Source organism: Halobacillus dabanensis (assembly GCF_900114165.1).
Taxonomy (GTDB): domain Bacteria; phylum Bacillota; class Bacilli; order Bacillales; family Halobacillaceae; genus Halobacillus; species Halobacillus dabanensis.
The window spans coordinates 84,103-103,228 of record NZ_FOSB01000008.1; the positions used below are offsets into that span (position 1 = coordinate 84,103).

The following is a 19,126-nucleotide window of genomic DNA, read 5'->3' on the forward strand; positions in this document are numbered from 1 at the left end:
AAAGACACCTTCCATCGTTGGAAGGTGTCTTTGTTTAGGAATAATAGCATTCCTTTGAGAACCAGCCTCTCTTTCGTAAGATGACTGAAATCTCATGCTCACAAGATGAGTAGAAAAGAGCCAGCTATGATGAAAGTGACCCCTATGACTTTTTTAACTGTAATGATTTCATTCAAAAAGTAATAGGAAATCAACAATGTCCATACGTACGTAATGGAAGTCAGAGGAAAGACGATAGTATAAGGTAAAAACATTAGCGTTACAATGTTCAAAATCGCTCCTATTCCATAAAAGAAAGCTCCAATGGTCAAGTGTTTGATAAAATACTTATTAACTTGAAATCCGTCATTTGTGGCTTGTTTGAAAAAATAACCTCCAATGGCTCCACATAATGTAAAAATGGCTACTAAGACGACCCACTTAATGATCACCACCACCAATTAAAGCAGCACCAATGATAATAAAGGATGTACCAATGACATTACTTGTCGTTATGATTTCCTGCAAAATAATTGCTCCAAAGAATAGAGCAAAAACGTAGCCGATACTCAATAAGGGATGTAAAACCGACAAGCTTCCAAACCGGAAAGAAACAATCATTAAAACGGCTCCCAAGGAATAAAGCAGAAAACCGACGAACAAGTATAGATTCAGCTCACCATTCGACATTTTCCAAAACATTTGACCTAGTGCAGTTTGTAAAGAGGCTATTACCATAAGCGCGATTCCTAATCTATTTTTCTTAATGGATGCGAAAAAATCATTCATGACGAACCTTCTTTTCCTTGCTTTCAAATTTTATGAATAATATCCCAACGACGAAAAAGGTGACTAAGACATTCGCAAACTGATACCTGAAATCCTGAGCTGGAGTGGCGAGCAGCATTACCCCAGTATTAATGAGTAAGGGGGTGATGACCAGTAATGATTTTGCGCCATTTCTTAATGCGAGAACAACCCCTGAGAGAAGTATAATCGCAGTATAAAAAGCGGGCCTTAATAATGGTTCTAATAGGTTGTTTTGAAGTGATTCAAGCCCCCTGTTAACAAAATTATAAACAGGCTTACTAAGGGGATCCGTCTTCAAGTCGTAGTCGTTGTATAAATAAACGTTTCTTGCATATGTGCTTGTATAACCATCTTCAGGTTGGTTGATTTGCCATAAGATCGATGTCTGGTGTAAATAGGCTTCAACAGCAAGACTGAAGTTTTTGGACACAACAGAAGCCCAGGTCGATAAGTAATAACCAAAATCATCAAAAATGACTTCCTGGTCGTAGTGACCGTCAAATTTAATAGGATTCGTCAAATAGGGATTGTAATTTTCTTTCCATATTTCCAATGGAAGTATTTCCCCAAGATACTGGCGCTCTTCTGCAGTGAGATCTCCATCTTCAGAAATGATGTGAGCGAATTGCTGGGTCGGAATGCTTAAAGCCTCGTTTGGGCTGGAAGGCCTTACATCCATATACGTGTAGAATGGTCCGGTTATCACAAAGTATAGAATAAGGACAGAAACGGTGGTAATAACAATCTTTAGGAATTGTTTACGGTACGCAACGAGTAATAATATAGCCGTCACTAACGTAATTGGCAAACCATTTGTCCTCATTAAACTTGTGGCTAAAGCAGTTAACCCTAATAGAATCAAATGCACATTCGAATTCAGCCACTTCCCATTAGATGCGACAATGTTATAAGTCATCACCGTAAATAAGAAGAGCAGACCACTAAAGAAGATGTCCTTCCAAATGGCGATCGGGAAAATTCCATTAAGCGGATATATGGAAAAAAGGACAACACCCATCCATACCCATTTTGTCGAGATGCCACTTTTTTCGATACTATACGCCGCATACCCTCCAAAAAGAGCAAGAATAACAATTTGCGAAAAGGCAACGATGGCTGGCGATTTCCATATGGACGTAAGGAACATGATATACCAAGTGTATACGACAGGGTGCCAATTACTAAAATCGAGGGTATGGATTTGTTCCCAATGTAAAAGGGAGTCTGGTGTCATGGTCCCTGGAAAATAAGCAACTAAATAAATCGACCAACAAATGATCGGTAAGAGAGCATAAGCAACTATCTTCCATTTCGGCACTTTCGTGTATTTTCTTACTATGGAAATATTCGAAAGGGAAATCAACAGCCAGCAGACGATTAAAAATAACGTCAAATACGATATGACAAGGACAACACTTCCAATGAAAAAGGAGCCTTGTATGGGAGCGGCGCTTGGGTCTTTAAGGCTCCACAGCAGGATAAAAGAAAAAATGGTTCCGAACATTAATATTGGAAGACGTTTGAAATTCCGTAAAAATACTGCTGGATTATTCCTGATTGATATAAACATTCGGAATCCCAGGAGAGAAAAGACAACAAAAGTAAAAACAATGACAATCCATAAGGTATGGTCAAGCTTCTGATACCATGATATAAGAGATATAGTACTCAAGGCACCAAAAAGAATACTAACGATTAAAGGTGCTAAATAGCGGTTCATTTTAAAATTCCTTCATATCTTGTTTAATATTATTTAATTCCCATTCAAATTGTTTTTTGAAATTAGCTGCAACGGTATCCAGTATAAGCCCGCAACCAAAAGATAATACGGAAAGAATGACTAGACCTACAGCAAGTATCGCGGAAGGGATTTTAGTGATGAATCCTGTATCAAAAAATTCAACAATGACAGGAATCCCGGAAGCTAACCCAAGAACTAGGAAAAGCACAGACCAAATGGAAAAGAACATCATTGGCTTGTACTCTTTAAAAAGAGTGAAGATTTTGTTCAAAACCTTGAATCCATCACTGAACGTGTTCAACTTGGATTCACTGCCTTCAGGCCTGTCTTTATATTCAATGGGAATTTCCTTGATAACGAACCTTTTATCTAATGTATGGATCGTCATTTCTGTTTCAATTTCAAAACCTGGGCTCATGACGGGCATAGATTTAACGAAAAGGCGGTCAAATGCACGGTAACCTGTCATTATGTCTTTTAGATCGCTTTTATATAAGAAGTTGATCAGGCCACGTACTAGATTGTTACCGAAGTTGTGGAATTGTCGTTTGTTTTCTTCTACATAAGTACCGTTGGAAAGACGGTCCCCTATAACAATATTGGCTTCCCCTTGTTTCAACGGCTCCAATAATTGATGGACAAAACGAGCAGGATAAGTCCTGTCCCCGTCTGCCATTACATAGTAGTCAGCATCAATGTCTCTGAACATGGAACGGACTACATTACCTTTACCTTGGCGAAACTCTTTCTTTACAAATGCCCCATGTTCTTTTGCGATTTCATAGGTGCGGTCTTTGGAATTATTATCATACACATAAATGTCAGCATCAGGTAATTCTGCTCTGAATTCTTCGATTACTGCCCCGATCGTTTGTTCTTCATTGTAGCAGGGCAAAAGAACGGCGATTCTCACTTTATAACTCTCCTTCAAAATAAAGTAACTAAAATTATCCACCACATAAGTTTACCAGCTTCTTAACGTTAATGTAACCAGAAGTCGTCACAATTTACATACCCATATATAAGAAGAATATTGCGAACAATTAAGAAAGCGGTTACAATTTAAGTAGTGATTAGTTAGCAAGGCTAGGGAAGTGTGGGGAGTGTATGTCACAAACGATCAAAATCGGGAAACAGGCCATGTTGTTGGCGACTTTGAGCGAAGAGGAGCTGGCGATGTTTTCGGGTGGTTTCGAGAATATCGAGTTTTGCCAGGGCAAGGCTGGCTCCATGGAAGTCCAAAAAGTGATTGCCGCTGTAGAAACGGCAGCGAAACGTAATGGAATCATTTCAGAAGATGTTTACCGGGAAACGCATGCCCTTTATCATGCGATCCTGGAGTCATTACAGGGCGTGACACGAGGACAGATCGGCGTCGGCAATATGATGAGGACGGTTGGACTGAGATTTGCCGTCGTCCGGGGAAAGCCCTACAGCCGGCCTGAAGAAGGGGAATGGCTGGCCGTCGCTTTTTACGGAACCATCGGTGCACCTGTAAAAGGTTTAGAACACGAGACATTTGGACTGGGTATCAATCATATATAAAGAATAGGTGGCCTATAGTCATAAGTTATGAGGAGGCGACAATGGTATTTCCCATGCCATTGTCGTCTCTTTTTTTAGAATTTCCACCACAATCTTTCCAATTAGAAAGGGGGATGTGGATGATTGAATTGAATGGAAGTGACTTGTCGGTCGAGCAAATGGAGAAGATTTGTTACGAACGAGAAACAATTGTCTTATCAAAAGCGAGTTTAATTGACGTAAGGGCAAGCAGAGAGACTGTCGAAGAAATCGTCGCCAAAGGTCATACGGTGTACGGGATTAATACGGGGTTCGGGAAATTGAGCGACGTTCGGATTGCTTCTGAAGATGTCGATGACCTGCAACGCCACTTGATCCGTTCGCACGCCTGTGGAGTTGGGGAGCCATTTCCCGAGATCGTCAGTCGGGCCATGATGACATTAAGATTGAATGCTCTTATGAAAGGTGTTTCCGGTGTCCGCGAAATCGTCGTCCAAAGGTTGCGTTACCTGATTAATGAAGAAATTCACCCCGTAATACCGTCCCAGGGATCCCTTGGTGCTTCGGGTGATTTAGCGCCACTTGCCCATTTAGCCCTTGTTTTAATGGGAGAAGGAGCGGTTTATTATCGTGGGGAACTGCGAACAACGGACGACGTGTATCAAGAGCTGGGGATCCAACCCATCCACTTAAAAGCGAAGGAAGGATTAGCGTTGATCAACGGCACCCAGGCGATGACCGCTGTCGGTGTGATCAACTATATAGAAGCAGAAAAAAACGCTTTGCAATGTGACTGGGTGGCAAGTCTGACATTACAAGCATTAGAAGGTATACGTGATGCTTTTCACCCAAGCATCCATGAGGCCCGTGGTTACCCGGAACAGAGCGCTGTTGCAGCACGGATTCGTAACCTTATTCAAGGCAGCCACCTTGTCACTTTTCAAGGGGAAAAAAGAGTACAGGATGCTTATTCACTTCGGTGTATCCCTCAAGTGCACGGCGCGACGTGGCAGACATTGAACTATGTGCGGGAGAAATTGACGATCGAAATGAATGCGGCAACAGACAATCCTCTCCTCTTAGAAGGAGGGAAAGTAGTGGTATCCGGTGGCAACTTCCATGGTCAGCCGATTGCCTTTGCGATGGACTTTTTAAAAATTGCCATGAGCGAGCTTGCCAATATTTCCGAGCGGCGGATTGAAAGGCTGGTCAACCCGCAATTGAATGACCTGCCGCCTTTCTTGAGTCCTAATCCAGGATTGCAATCAGGGCTGATGATCCTTCAATATGTCGCGGCTTCATTAGTTTCCGAAAATAAAACTCTCGCCCATCCTGCAAGTGTCGATTCGATTCCGTCCTCTGCCAATCAGGAAGATCATGTGAGCATGGGTACGACGGCGGCTCGTCATGCCTCTGTGGTCATCGATCACGTAAGAAAAGTCCTTGCCATTGAATTGATTTGCAGCTTGCAGGCGCTGGAAATGAGGGGAGAGGAGCGTGCTTCCCCGTTAGCTCAACAGTTATGGAAGTCTGCCCGGACAATAGTTCCGGTAATAACGGAAGACCGGGTTTTCTCGAAAGATATAGAAAATATGACCTCATGGCTGAAGGATGGTTCTTTTGACTGGGGAAAATGGAGTTCCGTGAAAGAAGGAGGAGGAAGTTCTTATGTCGACAACTCGTAAGGTGAAAGCAAAAACTGGTTCAGTCCTCGAATGTAAAGGGTGGGAACAGGAAGCGGTATTAAGGATGCTCTGCAACAACCTTGACCCGGATGTTGCAGAAAAGCCGGAAGAGCTCGTCGTTTATGGAGGAATCGGCAAAGCAGCAAGGAACTGGGAAGCATTTGATGCGATTGTCTCCACGTTAAAACGCCTCGAAAAAGATGAAACGATGCTTGTGCAGTCAGGGAAACCTGTAGGGGTGTTCCGAACGCATGAAGCGGCACCGAGAGTGTTGTTGTCCAATTCTGTGCTTGTCCCGAAATGGGCGGATTGGCAGCATTTCCATGAGCTCGATCGAAAAGGGTTGATGATGTATGGCCAGATGACGGCAGGAAGCTGGATCTATATTGGCACGCAAGGAATTTTGCAAGGTACGTATGAGACCTTCGCTTCTTTAGCGGATCAGCATTATGGAGGGTCATTGAAAGGGACGATTACATTGACTGCCGGTCTTGGCGGTATGGGAGGTGCGCAGCCGTTAGCTGTGACGATGAATGAGGGTGTCGTCATTGCGGTGGAAGTCGATCAGGACCGGATTACAAAGCGGATCCAGTCCGGCTATTGTGATACCATGACTTCCTCGATCGATGAAGCCTTCCTGTGGGCAAGTGAAGCAAAAAAGAAAGGCGAAGCGCTCTCCATCGCTCTTTTAGGCAATGCGGCCGAGGTGCATGAAGAGATTTTAGCACGGGGTCTGGACATCGACATCGTGACAGACCAGACATCTGCTCATGACCCGCTTAATGGCTACATTCCTGAAGGTTATTCTATCCAGGAAGCGGAACAGCTGAGGAACCAGGACCCTGATCACTACGTACGTCTCGCTTCGGCATCGATGGCCAAACATGTCGATCTTATGCTCCAGTTTCAGAAAAAAGGGAGCATCGTCTTCGATTATGGGAACAACATCCGCCAGGTGGCCTACGAAGAAGGGGTGCAAGACACGTTCGATTTTCCTGGATTTGTGCCGGCCTATATCCGACCGCTTTTTTGTGAAGGAAAAGGGCCGTTCCGTTGGGCGGCATTGTCAGGAGATCCGAAAGACATTCACCGGACAGACCAGCTGATAAGAGAGCTTTTTCCAGACAATGAAAAGTTGCTCCGCTGGATCGATATGGCTCAGGAAAAAGTGCAATTCCAGGGTCTTCCGTCGAGGATCTGCTGGCTAGGATATGGAGAAAGACAGAAGATGGGACTCGCCATTAATGAATTAGTCAAAAAAGGAGAACTGAGCGCTCCCATTGTGATTGGCAGAGATCACCTCGACTGTGGATCTGTCGCATCTCCCAACAGGGAAACCGAGGCGATGAAAGACGGCAGTGATGCAGTAGGCGACTGGGCGATTTTGAACGCACTCATCAATACAGCGGCGGGTGGCTCGTGGATTTCTTTCCATCACGGTGGCGGTGTCGGAATGGGTTACTCCCTTCATGCCGGAATGGTCGCTGTCGCCGATGGTACGGATTTAGCGAAAGAACGACTCACACGCGTGCTCACAACAGATCCTGGAATGGGCATTCTCCGTCACGCGGATGCTGGGTACGAAAAAGCGATAGAGAAAGCGGAAGAACATGGAGTCGATCTACCCATGAAGAGGAGGGAGCAATAGGGATGTATGATACAGTAATTGAAAATATCGGGCAGCTTATTTTACCTGCAGATGGTCCGATAAAAGGGAAAGCAATGAACGAGCTGGAAGTGAAAGAAAACATGGCGATAGCGATTAAAGGGGAAGAAATCGCCTGGATCGGCACGCATGAAGAAAGCAAAAAACTGAAAACAACAACCCGAGTGGATGCACTGGAAAAAACTGTATCACCTGGTCTCGTCGATCCGCACACCCACCTCGTTTTTGGTGGGTCGCGGGAAGGCGAGCTCGCTTTAAAGCAAGCGGGCGTTCCTTATTTGGAAATATTAAAGCAAGGGGGAGGCATCCTATCGACGGTCAAGGCGACTAGGGAGGAGTCAGAGGAAACACTTTTTCTTAAAGCGAGAAAGAACCTGGAGAAAATCGCTTCCTACGGTGTGACGACGATCGAAGCTAAAAGCGGATATGGCCTGGAAAGGGAAAGTGAACTAAAGCAATTGCATGTTGTGAAGCGTTTGAATGACGAAGGAGCTCTCGATATCGTATCGACTTTCCTCGGCCCCCATGCGATTCCACCAGAATATAAAGGGAATGCCGATGCTTTTCTTGATACGATGATCCGTTTGTTGCCGGAGATCAGTGAACAACAGCTTGCCGATTTCACCGATATTTTCTGTGAAACAGGTGTGTTTACAATTGAGCAGTCCCGGAGGTTTATGAAGGCTTCCCAGGAGCTCGGATTTCAAACGAAAATTCACGCAGATGAAATAGATCCGCTCGGTGGAACAGAGCTAGCCGTTGAAATGGACTCCGTTTCAGCGGATCACCTGGTGGCAGCCTCCAGGGAAGGAATTACTGGACTTGCGAAAGGGCGGACCATCCCTGTTTTACTCCCAGGAACGACCTTTTACTTAGGAAAAGAACGTTATGCAGATGCGCGCGGAATGATGGATGCAGGAGCTGCTGTTGCCTTGGCTACAGATTTCAACCCTGGCAGTTGTGTGACCTACAATTTGCAAATGATCATGTCGCTTGCAGCCTTGAAAATGAGAATGACCCCTGAAGAGATTTGGAACAGTGTCACGGTCAATGCCGCCCATGCCATTGGAAAAGGCGACGAGGCAGGTCGTTTGAAAGTCGGATGGAAGGCAGACATCGTTTTATGGGATGTGCCGAATTATCAGTATATTGCATACCACTATGCAGCGAATCATGCACAAATGGTATGGAAAAATGGAACGAAAATATGGGAAAGGAGCGACGCTCGTGTCTTTCCAGTACCTCAAACCGAACAAGAGCACTAAATTCAAGGATCGACATACAACAAAAGTCGACGAATGTGTGAGCCCATACGAAGAAGGGATGCAGGGAGACGTGGGACTTGTCGGACTTCCTTTTTCCAAAACGTCTATTTCTGCCTCTTTAGCATCGGAAGCGCCTGCTGCAATCAGGAAGGCGCTCGGCTCCTATAGTACGTATTCGGGAGAAAGAGATAAAGATTATCAGAATGTCAGTATTTTAGATTTTGGCGATGTGCCGGTTCACCCAACAGATACAAGCGAAACATTGGAACGGCTGAAGACGAGTGTCAAAGAAATGATAGATACCGAAGCATGTGAACGATACATTATGCTCGGAGGCGATCACGGCGTCAGTTTTCCAAGCATTTCTGCTTTTCAGGAGAAGTTCGGCCGCATTGGTGTCATTCAATGGGATGCCCATCACGATTTACGGAACATTGATGATGGAGGACGCACGAACGGTACACCATTTCGCAGTTTGATAGAAGCAGGCGTGCTCAAAGGAGAGGACCTCTTTCAAGTCGGCATCCGCGACTTCTCAAACGCAAAAGCCTACGCCGACTATGCCACAAACCACGGTGTCCACGCCTACACCATGGCCGACATCGATGACCACGGCATCCATTTTATTACAGACCAGGTCATACAAATATTGGAAAATAAAGTCGATTGTATTTATTTATCTGTCGATATGGATGCAGTGGACCAAGCGTTTGCGCCCGGTTGTCCGGCTATTGGCCCGGGGGGACTGACAGCGAGGGAATTGCTTAGCAGTGTAGCGAAAGCAGCCAAAAACCCTTTAGTTAAAGGAATGGATATTGTAGAAGTAGATCCTTCGAAAGATTTCCGTGATATCACGAGCCGCCTTGCCGCTCATGTAATGTTCCGGTTTATGTATAACTAGATAGATAACATGGGAAAAAACACCACACCAGGTCATCCAAAATTTGGATGGCCTGGTGTGGTTAATAATGGAAATTAGATGGTCAGATTCTTTCTTGTGTGGTATTTTTAGTAGAGTGTTACCGTTTGTTTCAGCTCACAAGTTAGGAGAATGAAGTGTAATAATGAGAGAAATAATATTATTGTTAGCGGATGTCGTTAATATTTGGCATGATTTAATCTGGAAATTCGCGGACATGATGGGATGGAACGTGAGTGATAAGGATCTTCATTTTTGGGTGATTGGTATACTTGGAATCATCGGACTTATTTTTGTAGATATCGTTTTTCACGCATTAGCCAAATGGAGCATTACCGCCATTTCGTTTTTATTCACTTTTGCGATGGTACTTGTTTTCGTGTTCGCTGTGGAAATTCAGCAGAAAATTACAGGTAGTGGCAATATGGAGTTTGGTGATGCCGTTGTAAGTATTCTAGGGTTCTTCCTGTTTTGCAGCTTTTATTTTATTATCCTTTTAGTGTTCCGTGGAGTTAGAAAATATAAAAAACATAAAGATGACAAAAACATCGCCTAAGCTGGAGATTTTATAGGAGAATGGGAGCCCAGGGACAACATTGTGAATGTACTGTGCATTTCTTCTAAAAAATAAAACGCGTGAAATCAGATTTGCAAATCTGATTCACGCGTTTTTTCGATCAGGCAGAATTTTTTCCAGCCATTTATTTACTGTTCAGAACCGAAATTGACAATCATATCATGCGTTTTTTGAATTTCTTCTTGTGGCATATCAATTAAGAACATCCCATTAACCGTGATGTTTTGCCCTTCCATTTGGTACGTCTCTACATTCTTCCGGGCACTTCTGTAATTAGTGACGAGCCTTCGCATATCACTGAACTGCATATTTGTGCTCACATTACTGCCGAGTGCGTCCATGACATTGTCCACTTTGTTCATAGCATCGAGGCTTGCTCCTTTATCTATGATTCCTTGAATGACCTGGCGTTGTCGTTCATTCCGCCCCAGGTCCCCTTGTGGGTCATTTTTACGCATTCTCACAAAGGCAAGAGCTTCGCGGCCATTGAGATCAATTTCCCCTTTTTCAAAATTAAATCTACCAGAACTGAAAGCGCGATCGTTATTAACTGTTACACCGCCTACTGCATCCACGACTTGCGAAAGTCCTTCCATATTGACGCGAATATAATAATCCAAATCAATATCAAGGTAATTTTCAACCGTATCGACCGCCATATCACTGCCCCCGTAGGCATAAGCATGGTTGATCCGGGTGACACGGCCATCTCCGGCGATTTCTGCACGGGTGTCCCGTGGTATACTCACCATTTGCATTTGATCATTATTTGGATCGAGTGTCATGACAATCATTGTGTCGGAACGGCCGACATCGTCTTCACGTTCGTCCACCCCAAGTAAAAGGATATTCAGAGGTTCTTTATTATCGACTTTTTCTTTTGTTTCGTCTGTATCAATGGATGTTACATCCTGGTGTAAGTCTTGGTTTACTGTAGTTCGTACTTCGTTATATATCGTATATAAATAAAACCCACCGATCAGTAGCACAAAGGCTACAAAGAACATGAGGATTTTCCAACGTCTACGTTTGCGTCTTTTCTTTTTCTTCAGGTCCCTACGTCCCATTCCCCCACCTCTTTCTATAAAGTACTACTCTATTATACGATTTTTGTAGAAGTATGTAAAAATTCAATCCAGAATGGCCTGCTTCCATAAATTGACGTACCAGGTCATCCAAATATTGGATGACCTGGTACGTTAATTATTCCCATATGTCGTATGCGAGGGGAGGCTTGCATAGAATGGTATAAGCTATATATTTGGAGGAATGTAAATTGAGAAAGACGCTGGGGTTGTTGCTGGTGGTCGGTTTGTTGGCAGGGTGTGCAAATAATTCGGCAGAGAGATCGATCCAACAATTTACTTCCTCTATGGAGAATGAATTACATTTTGTTTATTTTTATGAAAATGAACCACCTGAGAAAAATATACGTTCACAGTTGAACGGAATGAAAGTGTATTTAGCAAGGAAAAATATCACGGCAACCATCAGTTATCAAAAAATCATTGCTGATAGAAATTACCAAAAGATTCTCGGTGTGAAGGATCGCCAAATCCTCGTGTTCGATTATAAAGGCATCCGCTACAATGCCCGTAATATTCACGTGTTAGAAGGAATGGTGCTGCAAATGGACTGAAGAAGAACCATCCGTTTCCTCCAAAAAGACGGATGGTTCTTCTTTCCTATGGTTTATAACTATTTGTTTCATCTTTTTGAATTTTGAATGATTTTGTTAATTTAATATTTCATTATAACTCTATTATATGAAATAATTAAGAAAAGGAGGTGGCGACAATGGTCGATGTATGTACGTATCAGAAATCGAAATTCAAAGGTCTGGACGCTATTGTTTTGGAAAATGAACGAGTGCGGGCAGTGATTTTGCCGGAGTATGGAGGGAAAATGGTCAGCTTCTTCGATAAAGAAGTAGAGTATGAATGGTTATATCAAACCCAGGACTCCAAACTTCAAGTACCGCCATACGGAGCGAATTTTTCAGACTATAATTCTAGTGGTTTTGATGAGTTGTTTTCCTGTCTCCATCTCGAATCGCGTACAAATGGAGAAGAAGCCCTTCACGGGGAAGTATGGATGCTGCCATGGGAGTACAAAGCGACATATGAAGGAGTGGCCTTACAGGTTCATAGCCCGGAGTTTCCATACAGCTTGAGCAAAAACATTTGCTTACACTCAGAGGGAATTACCATCAAATATGAAGCTATGAATAAAAGTGATGAAGCCTTTCCGTTCATTTGGTCTCCCCATGCTTTACTAAAAGATGATGCTGACACAGAAATCAAAGTTCCCGGGGACATGGAAAAGGGGATGCAGCAGAAAGAAGGGGAAACTACCAACACGGACTCTGACAGGCCATCCCTTAGAGCAGGGGCTACAGTTAATCCCAGCCAACGGAAACCGGTGGAATCAGCTACGGTGGAAAAATTCCGCTTCACGGAGCCGCTGGAAGAAGGTTGGTGCTCCCTGGTGCAACCGAATGTAAACCGAAAGCTGACGTATCGGTTCCCACAGAAAAATGTTCCGTACCTTTCTGTAAAGAGAACGCGAGGAGAACATATAGCATTAGCACCTTCCACAGGTGTGTATGACTCCGATTCAGCTGAAAAAAGCGATCAAGTGTCTTTTATCCCTGCACAAGGAGTTTACACATGGACATTTAATATGGAGGTAAAAGACCACAAGTGATTTTTTTTACACTCGAATGAAAGCGATACCAATATTATGAATGATTAATATCATAAAAATCTCCCGTAGGTAACGGGAGATTTTTCATTGGGCTTAATTTTCTTAATATTTATTTACTGCTCCTGTTTTTCTGTAGGACTTTCAATCCTTGGTTCATATCAGAGCCGAGGATATAGTTTCGATCTACGAAAGTTCCCCAGAAATAGCCGTCCTCAGGATTGTAATTTCCAATCTGGACAGGATTACTAGGATCGGTAATATCTACAGCGCGGATGCCACCAGCATAGTGAGATAAGTAGAGTGTATTGCCATGAACTTTTGGATCATGGACAGTGTTAGCGAATGTGACGCCGTCTTCTACATTATCTACAAGTTCTGTTTTGAATGTGCTTAACAGTTTCGGGTTCTTTTTATCTTTAATATCGAAAATTCTTGTATAGCCATATGATTCTTCATAACCTGCTTTCGTAGGATTATACACCTCTCGTGTTTCTATAAGAACATTGCCGCCTTTTGCAAGCGCAGCCGAGTGAGCGGATCCTTGCACATCTGGAGCATAATCTGTCCTACCTTCAAATTTCACATTGTATGGATCTGATATATCGAGAATAATTGTTCCGAGATCCCAGAAGGATAGAAGGGCCGTATCCCCGTTATTGTCGGTCATCGTACTATGATTAAAAACAGGACGTGTTTTGCCATCTGGGGAATTCCAGTGGTAACCATTGAAGTCTTCATCTACTTCAGGTAATATACGTGGATCAAATTCATAAATCGTTTCAGGCGCAGCTGGGTCACTTACATCAACGAGGGCGAAGTCTTTTTCTTCCCCATGAGTATAGTAATCTGCATAAGGATTAGCAGCTAAAACAAATGGTTTCCCTTCTTTAACCGTCAAATAAAGCTCATGCGTGCCTGGGACGCGTTTGTCCATTTCCCAAAAACCGAGTTTTTCAGGAGACTCTGGATTTGTGACATCATATAAAAGAAATCCGCCCTGAGAATCAGGATTGCTGCTGTTTAATTGTTGGACGCTGACAACTGCCAAATCCCCTTTGAATTCTTTGGTGTTCACTTTTTTAACGATGACTTTTTCTTGCCATGTGCCTGGGATATCATCAGCAAACTTGGCCACTTCGACAGGATTGGATGGATCTTTCATATCAAAGACCCGAACTCCACCTTCCCCGCCATTGCTAGTATGCGTGCCCACATAGGCATATCCTTTATGAGCATAAACATCAGCCGTGTTGTTTTGTACTCCGTCGTATTGTTTCAATTGTACAGATCCCACTTCCCGCCAGTTTCCAACATTCTTGGAACCTTCAAGGATTGGAATCTGATTCAGTGACTGAGAACCTTCTTGTCCTTTTTCAACAAAAGCATCATCAAGCATATCGTGGGCAAAAGTAGTTGGGGTTACAGAAAAGACCATCAAACCAGCAACTGCTGAGCTTAGTAATAAGTGTTTCTTATTCAACAAAATTCCCCCTATAAATGAAAACATTTACCAAAATATAACATACGAGGGAGACTATTTCATTAATATTCTGAAAAATGAATCAAAGGAACAATATGTTAGCTAGGCCTTATTGCCTGAGTATCAGAAAAGTATATGGCAAAGTACATAGAATACAAGATTTAGAAAAATAATAATAGACAAAAGAACTAGTTAGATAACACCCAAAGATTACCACACCAGGTCATCCAAATATTGGATGACCTGGTGTGGTAAAAAAAGGGAATTATGATTTGGATAGGGATGGAGTTAGGCAGGGGAGGTGACCAGTCCGTGGGATGGGCTATTTGACTATAATATAGAAGGGAAACAGCGCTTAAAAGTGGATAGTAGAAAATTGTCAAAAATTGACCTTGAAATCAGATTTCAGAACATTATAATTATTGGTATTATTCTTTTATGTAAAGGAGGACATATTATGAAGCAGCAATTGACAAACATATGGAAAGATTGGAGGTTACACACAGTTGTGCTCATCATTGTATTACTTACAGAAGTGATAGGCACACACTCCTTCAACGTCGGTCCTGGTGTCGTACTTTTATTACCAATGCTTTATGCCATCATTATCGGTCTTGCTCTATTTTTCACACCAGTGATCAAAGAGAAGCAGTCAAAAAATGCAGAACCACTAATCGTTCTGGGGGTGACGATCCTTATAGCAAAAATCGGTGTCATCATTGGCCCCTCTTTGCCGCAAATCATTGAAGCAGGTCCAGCACTTCTGCTCCAGGAATTCGGAAACCTTGGGACAATCCTCATTGCACTCCCTGTCGCAATCATGCTTGGATTAAAACGCGAAAGTATCGGAATGACCCACTCTGTCGCACGTGAACCCAACGTTGGATTGATTATGGACAAATATGGGTTCAATTCACCGGAAGGCCGTGGAGTTATGGCGATTTACATATTCGGGACGGTCTTCGGTGCTGTGTTCATGGGACTGATATCAGGATTTCTCGCCACCTGGACACCTCTCGACCCGCTTTCCTTTGCTATGGCTTCTGGAATCGGAAGTGGGAGTATGATGGCAGCGGCCAGTGGTTCCCTTGTAGCCGCCTATCCGGCAATGGAAAATGATATTCTTGCTTTCGCTGGGGCAAGTAACCTTTTATCCCTATCGACTGGACTTTATATGAGTATCTTTATCGGCTTGCCATTGACGGAAAAACTGTACGATCTGATGACAAAAAAACGCAATCAGAAAACAAAGGTAAGCAAGGGGGCGTAACAGATGTTGAAAAATATACAGGAATGGATTTTATTATTGGGGATATTCGGGGTTGTCGCTCTTCTTGGTAACTGGATCGGGTATGATGTGGTAGTTGTTGGTGCAATACCAGGAATGTTGATTTTGATCGGTATTTGTCTCATTGGTCTACTTCTGGGTGAAATCATTCCAGGTTCCATCCCGAGCATCGCTTATGTAGCTATTGTAGGAGTTATTTTATCCATGCCGTGGATGCCGGGATCGGAATATATTGTCTCAGCAACGAATGAAGTGAACTTATTAGCTCTAACTACTCCGATTCTTGCATACGCAGGCATCGCCATCGGCCGTTCATGGACAGACTTTGTGAAACTCGGCTGGAAAAGTATCGTTGTTGCCGTCTGTGTGATGGTCGGTACGTTTCTTGGATCCGCACTTATTGCAGAAGCTATTTTAAGGTTCCAGGGAATCATATAAAAAATAAGCAGAGAAACGACTCTTGCTTCTCTGTTAAAAAGTCACATAAGAAAACCACGGACAGTCTGTCCGTGGTTTTACTGTTCGAACTTCGAAAAAATTTTTCCCTTAGTTATCTTTTTGGGGTACTTCACAACCGTCTTCCGTACAAGCGGCCCCACCCTCACTAGATAAGTCTTCAAACACCGGTTTCTGCTCTTCTTCCGCAAATGCTTTTTCAAGACCTTGAACAAATACGTCTGTTGGTTGAGCGCCAGATACCGCGTATTTGCGATTGATTACAAAAAATGGAACCCCCTGGACACCGATTTGCTGAGCTTCTGCTTCTTCTCTGCGGACAGCGTCTGTATAATCTGTCCCTGTAAGTACGGCGTTTACTTCTTCACGATCCAGCCCCACTTCAGTAGCTAAAGAAGATATCGTTTCATGATCCCCGATATCTTTTCCATCCGTCAAAACGGCCTGGAAGAAGTGCTCGGCGAATGCTTTTCCGAGACCTTTTTCATTTGCCAGCTGGGAAACACGATGGGCATCAAACGTGTTGGTCGGGACCACTGTATCAAAGTGGAAATCCAGTCCGACCATCTTTGCCTGCTCGGTCATGTTCTGTGTCATTTCCCGTGCTTCATCAATCGAACGCCCATATTTTGCAGCAAGTTTTTCATGCATGTTTCTTCCTGTATTACGTTCAGCCTGAGGATCAAGCTCGAAGCTTTTATAGACAACTTCAACTTGACGATCAGGAAACTTTGCTAAAGCTTCTTCTAATCTTCTTTTTCCAATATAACAAAAAGGACAGACGAAATCTGACCATACTTCTATTTTCATGAGAGTTCACCTCTTTAGTGGGATTATCCCTCATTTTACGATGCGAAAGTGATGAAATCCACTATTCTGTTTCCAATATTATGGGCGTATATATAGGTAAAAAGGAGGTCTGTATACATGGGAATCACACTGATTAAAATTTCTGCTGCTTATTTTGCTATCGGTGTTGCCATCGGTTACTACATGTCAAGCGCGCACAGTTACACCCTCACCCCCGTCCATGTTCATATCAATTTACTTGGTTGGACGGCCCTGACTCTGGCAGGAATCTTATATCACCTTTTTCCGGATCTTGCCAAAACCCTGTCAGGGAAAATCCACTTCTGGCTTCATAATGTCGGTCTTCCGTTAATGATGATTGGTTTGTTCTTTGCTTTAGTTCTTGAAAAGGAAGCACTCTTGCCGCTCGTTGCCACCGGGGCAACTATCACATCTCTGGGCATTTTTTCATTCGTATTCAACATTTTTAAAAATCTGAAAGCCACCTGACACGCAAATTCCTCCTTACTTCGATTATAGAAGTAAGGGGGGATTTTTTATGATCACAGTAGACACTCTGAAAAAAAGAAGCCTAACCAAAATGGGGGCAGTTCGTAAGGAGGTTAAGGAAAAAGCATTACAATTGATCGAAAAGTCTTACCAAAAAGAGATCTTTGTCCAAATATCTTCAGGACATCGGTCTCTCACAGAGCAGGCTCATCTCTATGGACAAGGCCGCCCGGACTATTATTGGAACGGAAAGAGGTATGGCAGCAACGGCAAAATTGTTACCTATGCCAAACCAGGTGAAAGTAACCATCATGACGGACGAGCGGTTGATTTTTTTCTTGTAACAAAGGATGGAAAAAATGCGCTCTGGACCGTAAATGATCGCTGGATACAAGCAGCTAATATCGCAAAATCGCTAGGTTTCCAGTGGGGAGGAGATTGGACGAACTTCAGAGACTATGCCCACCTCGAATTGCCACTGAACAAGGAACGGAAGGAAACGAAAAATATTCAAACGAAATTGAGCCGACTCGGTTATTCCCCAGGCCCGATTGATGGAATTTTTGGACCGCGGACAAAAAGTGCGGTTAAAGCTTTTCAATATAACGAAGGCTTGCAGGTCGATGGCATCGTCGGTCCAATTACGCAACAAAGACTGGACACCCTTACCTATCCAGGAACACCTATTCACTTTGGCGCAAGAGGGTCCATGGTAAAAAGAATTCAAAGAGTGATCGGGGTGCAGGATGATGGGATTTATGGTAAAAGAACAGAAGCTGCCGTGTGTTCTTTTCAACACCAACACAGCCTCCAAGTCGATGGCGTTGTCGGACCAGTCACATGGAGGGCCCTCTTCGGAAATCAAGACTCTCAATAACATATAACTTCTTCGAATGTGTAGCCAGGTATCTTTATGACTAGATACCTGGATTTTGTTTTGAGTAAAAGGTGAATAGGAGGTGAGGTAACGCTAAAAGGGCGTGTGCACAGATGCACCTCGCGCCATAGGCCAAGTCGATCCGTCAAATAGCATGCCAGTCCCAAACTTCGCAGTTAATTCTTTTAGGGTGTGGAAACATGTAGTCTTATTGTATCTGTTGACAAATAATGAGAATTTTAGAATAATAAAAAATACAATATTCAGTTAAATCAAAATATTCTCAAAAATTTTTAAGCGCTTATGTTAACGCTTACAAAAAGGGGGGAGACCAGGTTGCTCATTCCAATAATACTTTCCATCATTACGGTATTATCCGTCATTTTAGCATTGAAGAAAAAACGGCCACTCTTATTGGCCGTACCATTTGCAGCTCTTTTTACGGTAGCTTTAGTGAAAATCATTATGGTACCGATGCCTTTCTGGGAAACCGTCCAGTTCATTTTTAACTTGAGAGGCTAAACTTGAAAGGAGGTGAAGAATTGTGAAAAAGATGGATCCGAAGAGAGCACAGGCATATTTCCGTTTACGCACAATGCTTATTTGTATTTACCTCATCATCGGAGTACTCGTTTCCTTTGGCGTAGTTATTGCTGCCGAAAGCCTTTCGTCCTTTACAGTAATGGGGATACCACTTCCGTATTATATGGGAAGCCAGGGAGCGGTTATCACGTTCATTGCCCTTCTTTTTTTCAACGCGATCATCAGTGATGTCGTTGACAAAAAGTTCGGATTAATTCCTAAAGAACAATCCGACCAAGACCAAGCAGTTAACCAATAGGATAGGGGGAGAA

21 protein-coding genes are annotated in these 19,126 nt (G+C 43.3%); 14 read left to right on the forward strand and 7 right to left on the reverse strand.

All coding sequences use genetic code 11. From position 1 onward, the window contains the following. Positions 1 to 98 precede the first annotated feature (98 nt). Genes BMZ58_RS14280 through BMZ58_RS14295 form a run of 4 tightly spaced genes read right to left on the reverse strand, consistent with a single transcriptional unit; the run spans position 99 to position 3,443 of the window. Positions 99 to 431 carry an EamA family transporter gene (locus tag BMZ58_RS14280; protein WP_075037238.1) on the reverse strand — a complete coding sequence of 111 codons (333 nt, stop codon included), beginning with the start codon at positions 429 to 431 and terminating at the stop codon, positions 99 to 101. Next, the gene (locus BMZ58_RS14285) at positions 421 to 768 is read right to left on the reverse strand and encodes an EamA family transporter (RefSeq protein ID WP_075037239.1); all 348 of its coding nucleotides are present in this window, start codon (positions 766 to 768) and stop codon (positions 421 to 423) included. The genes BMZ58_RS14280 and BMZ58_RS14285 overlap by 11 nt, the downstream gene beginning before the upstream one ends. After that, positions 761 to 2,509, reverse strand: coding sequence for a DUF6020 family protein (locus BMZ58_RS14290; protein ID WP_075037240.1), 1,749 nt, complete (start codon positions 2,507 to 2,509; stop codon positions 761 to 763). Before BMZ58_RS14290 ends, BMZ58_RS14285 begins: the two co-directional genes overlap by 8 nt. A 1-nt stretch (position 2,510) precedes the next feature. Continuing rightward, positions 2,511 to 3,443, reverse strand: coding sequence for a glycosyltransferase family 2 protein (locus BMZ58_RS14295; protein WP_075037241.1), 933 nt, complete (start codon positions 3,441 to 3,443; stop codon positions 2,511 to 2,513). A gap of 194 nt (positions 3,444 to 3,637) precedes the next feature. Between BMZ58_RS14295 and hutP the strand changes: the two genes are divergently transcribed. The 6 genes from hutP to BMZ58_RS14325 all read left to right on the forward strand — a co-directional run bounded on the left by hutP (position 3,638) and on the right by BMZ58_RS14325 (position 10,145). Then, positions 3,638 to 4,075: a hut operon transcriptional regulator HutP gene (gene hutP / locus BMZ58_RS14300; protein WP_075037242.1), complete on the forward strand. Its 438-nt coding sequence runs from the start codon at positions 3,638 to 3,640 to the stop codon at positions 4,073 to 4,075. Between the two features lie 119 nt (positions 4,076 to 4,194). Then, positions 4,195 to 5,739, forward strand: coding sequence for a histidine ammonia-lyase (gene hutH / locus BMZ58_RS14305; RefSeq protein WP_075037320.1), 1,545 nt, complete (start codon positions 4,195 to 4,197; stop codon positions 5,737 to 5,739). Then, on the forward strand, positions 5,723 to 7,387 hold the full coding sequence (gene hutU / locus BMZ58_RS14310; protein ID WP_075037243.1) for a urocanate hydratase: 1,665 nt from the start codon (positions 5,723 to 5,725) through the stop codon (positions 7,385 to 7,387). Before hutH ends, hutU begins: the two co-directional genes overlap by 17 nt. 2 nt (positions 7,388 to 7,389) lie before the next feature. Continuing rightward, positions 7,390 to 8,670: an imidazolonepropionase gene (gene hutI, locus BMZ58_RS14315; protein WP_075037244.1), complete on the forward strand. Its 1,281-nt coding sequence runs from the start codon at positions 7,390 to 7,392 to the stop codon at positions 8,668 to 8,670. Then, positions 8,633 to 9,571 (forward strand): formimidoylglutamase, encoded by a 939-nt coding sequence (hutG, locus tag BMZ58_RS14320; protein WP_075037245.1) that lies wholly within the window; start codon positions 8,633 to 8,635, stop codon positions 9,569 to 9,571. The genes hutI and hutG overlap by 38 nt, the downstream gene beginning before the upstream one ends. Positions 9,572 to 9,734: 163 nt before the next feature. After that, a complete protein-coding gene (locus tag BMZ58_RS14325) occupies positions 9,735 to 10,145 on the forward strand; it encodes a hypothetical protein (protein ID WP_075037246.1) in 411 nt (136 codons plus the stop codon). A 149-nt stretch (positions 10,146 to 10,294) separates the two neighbouring features. On the opposite strand, the gene BMZ58_RS14330 is transcribed toward BMZ58_RS14325, so the two are convergent. Beyond that, positions 10,295 to 11,233: an LCP family glycopolymer transferase gene (locus BMZ58_RS14330; RefSeq protein ID WP_075037247.1), complete on the reverse strand. Its 939-nt coding sequence runs from the start codon at positions 11,231 to 11,233 to the stop codon at positions 10,295 to 10,297. A gap of 209 nt (positions 11,234 to 11,442) precedes the next feature. Here BMZ58_RS14330 and BMZ58_RS14335 point away from each other — a divergent pair, with 209 nt between their 5' ends. Both BMZ58_RS14335 and BMZ58_RS14340 read left to right on the forward strand, forming a co-directional pair. After that, entirely contained in the window at positions 11,443 to 11,805 is a 363-nt protein-coding gene (locus BMZ58_RS14335) for a hypothetical protein (RefSeq protein WP_075037248.1), read from the forward strand. 158 nt (positions 11,806 to 11,963) lie between these two features. Beyond that, the gene (locus BMZ58_RS14340) at positions 11,964 to 12,872 is read left to right on the forward strand and encodes an aldose epimerase family protein (RefSeq protein WP_075037249.1); all 909 of its coding nucleotides are present in this window, start codon (positions 11,964 to 11,966) and stop codon (positions 12,870 to 12,872) included. Positions 12,873 to 12,981: 109 nt separating this feature from the next. Here BMZ58_RS14340 and BMZ58_RS14345 read toward each other — a convergent pair whose 3' ends face one another. Next, entirely contained in the window at positions 12,982 to 14,379 is a 1,398-nt protein-coding gene (locus BMZ58_RS14345) for an LVIVD repeat-containing protein (RefSeq protein ID WP_075037250.1), read from the reverse strand. 430 nt (positions 14,380 to 14,809) lie between these two features. Between BMZ58_RS14345 and BMZ58_RS14350 the strand changes: the two genes are divergently transcribed. Beyond that, entirely contained in the window at positions 14,810 to 15,622 is an 813-nt protein-coding gene (locus tag BMZ58_RS14350; protein ID WP_075037251.1) for a DUF3100 domain-containing protein, read from the forward strand. 3 nt (positions 15,623 to 15,625) lie between these two features. Continuing rightward, on the forward strand, positions 15,626 to 16,078 hold the full coding sequence (locus BMZ58_RS14355) for a hypothetical protein (protein ID WP_075037252.1): 453 nt from the start codon (positions 15,626 to 15,628) through the stop codon (positions 16,076 to 16,078). 108 nt (positions 16,079 to 16,186) lie between these two features. On the opposite strand, the gene BMZ58_RS14360 is transcribed toward BMZ58_RS14355, so the two are convergent. Beyond that, positions 16,187 to 16,906, reverse strand: a complete 720-nt coding sequence (locus BMZ58_RS14360; RefSeq protein ID WP_075037253.1) for a DsbA family oxidoreductase — start codon at positions 16,904 to 16,906, stop codon at positions 16,187 to 16,189. Positions 16,907 to 17,023: 117 nt separating this feature from the next. On the opposite strand from BMZ58_RS14360, the gene BMZ58_RS14365 reads away from it, so the two are divergent. The 4 genes from BMZ58_RS14365 to BMZ58_RS14380 all read left to right on the forward strand — a co-directional run bounded on the left by BMZ58_RS14365 (position 17,024) and on the right by BMZ58_RS14380 (position 19,113). Continuing rightward, positions 17,024 to 17,395 carry a cytochrome-c oxidase gene (locus BMZ58_RS14365; RefSeq protein WP_075037254.1) on the forward strand — a complete coding sequence of 124 codons (372 nt, stop codon included), beginning with the start codon at positions 17,024 to 17,026 and terminating at the stop codon, positions 17,393 to 17,395. Positions 17,396 to 17,444: 49 nt separating this feature from the next. Beyond that, on the forward strand, positions 17,445 to 18,272 hold the full coding sequence (locus BMZ58_RS14370; RefSeq protein ID WP_075037255.1) for a peptidoglycan-binding protein: 828 nt from the start codon (positions 17,445 to 17,447) through the stop codon (positions 18,270 to 18,272). Positions 18,273 to 18,608: 336 nt separating this feature from the next. Continuing rightward, complete coding sequence (locus BMZ58_RS14375; RefSeq protein ID WP_075037256.1) at positions 18,609 to 18,794, forward strand: hypothetical protein; 186 nt, start codon at positions 18,609 to 18,611, stop codon at positions 18,792 to 18,794. A 31-nt stretch (positions 18,795 to 18,825) separates the two neighbouring features. Next, positions 18,826 to 19,113: a DUF4212 domain-containing protein gene (locus BMZ58_RS14380; protein WP_425268663.1), complete on the forward strand. Its 288-nt coding sequence runs from the start codon at positions 18,826 to 18,828 to the stop codon at positions 19,111 to 19,113. The last annotated feature ends 13 nt before the right edge of the window (positions 19,114 to 19,126 follow it).

What these genes read in the sequence shown, in the direction of transcription:
- BMZ58_RS14290 (WP_075037240.1), bottom strand. Translation starts at nt 2,509, where the DNA reads ATGAACCGCTATTTAGCACCTTTAATCGTTAGTATTCTTTTTGGTGCC.
- BMZ58_RS14360 (WP_075037253.1), bottom strand. Translation starts at nt 16,906, where the DNA reads ATGAAAATAGAAGTATGGTCAGATTTCGTCTGTCCTTTTTGTTATATT.
- hutH (WP_075037320.1), top strand. Translation starts at nt 4,195, where the DNA reads ATGATTGAATTGAATGGAAGTGACTTGTCGGTCGAGCAAATGGAGAAG.
- BMZ58_RS14330 (WP_075037247.1), bottom strand. Translation starts at nt 11,233, where the DNA reads ATGGGACGTAGGGACCTGAAGAAAAAGAAAAGACGCAAACGTAGACGT.
- BMZ58_RS14340 (WP_075037249.1), top strand. Translation starts at nt 11,964, where the DNA reads ATGGTCGATGTATGTACGTATCAGAAATCGAAATTCAAAGGTCTGGAC.
- BMZ58_RS14285 (WP_075037239.1), bottom strand. Translation starts at nt 768, where the DNA reads ATGAATGATTTTTTCGCATCCATTAAGAAAAATAGATTAGGAATCGCG.
- hutI (WP_075037244.1), top strand. Translation starts at nt 7,390, where the DNA reads ATGTATGATACAGTAATTGAAAATATCGGGCAGCTTATTTTACCTGCA.
- hutU (WP_075037243.1), top strand. Translation starts at nt 5,723, where the DNA reads ATGTCGACAACTCGTAAGGTGAAAGCAAAAACTGGTTCAGTCCTCGAA.
- BMZ58_RS14350 (WP_075037251.1), top strand. Translation starts at nt 14,810, where the DNA reads ATGAAGCAGCAATTGACAAACATATGGAAAGATTGGAGGTTACACACA.
- BMZ58_RS14370 (WP_075037255.1), top strand. Translation starts at nt 17,445, where the DNA reads ATGATCACAGTAGACACTCTGAAAAAAAGAAGCCTAACCAAAATGGGG.
- BMZ58_RS14345 (WP_075037250.1), bottom strand. Translation starts at nt 14,379, where the DNA reads ATGTTTTCATTTATAGGGGGAATTTTGTTGAATAAGAAACACTTATTA.
- BMZ58_RS14365 (WP_075037254.1), top strand. Translation starts at nt 17,024, where the DNA reads ATGGGAATCACACTGATTAAAATTTCTGCTGCTTATTTTGCTATCGGT.
- BMZ58_RS14380 (WP_425268663.1), top strand. Translation starts at nt 18,826, where the DNA reads ATGGATCCGAAGAGAGCACAGGCATATTTCCGTTTACGCACAATGCTT.
- hutP (WP_075037242.1), top strand. Translation starts at nt 3,638, where the DNA reads ATGTCACAAACGATCAAAATCGGGAAACAGGCCATGTTGTTGGCGACT.
- BMZ58_RS14355 (WP_075037252.1), top strand. Translation starts at nt 15,626, where the DNA reads ATGTTGAAAAATATACAGGAATGGATTTTATTATTGGGGATATTCGGG.
- BMZ58_RS14325 (WP_075037246.1), top strand. Translation starts at nt 9,735, where the DNA reads ATGAGAGAAATAATATTATTGTTAGCGGATGTCGTTAATATTTGGCAT.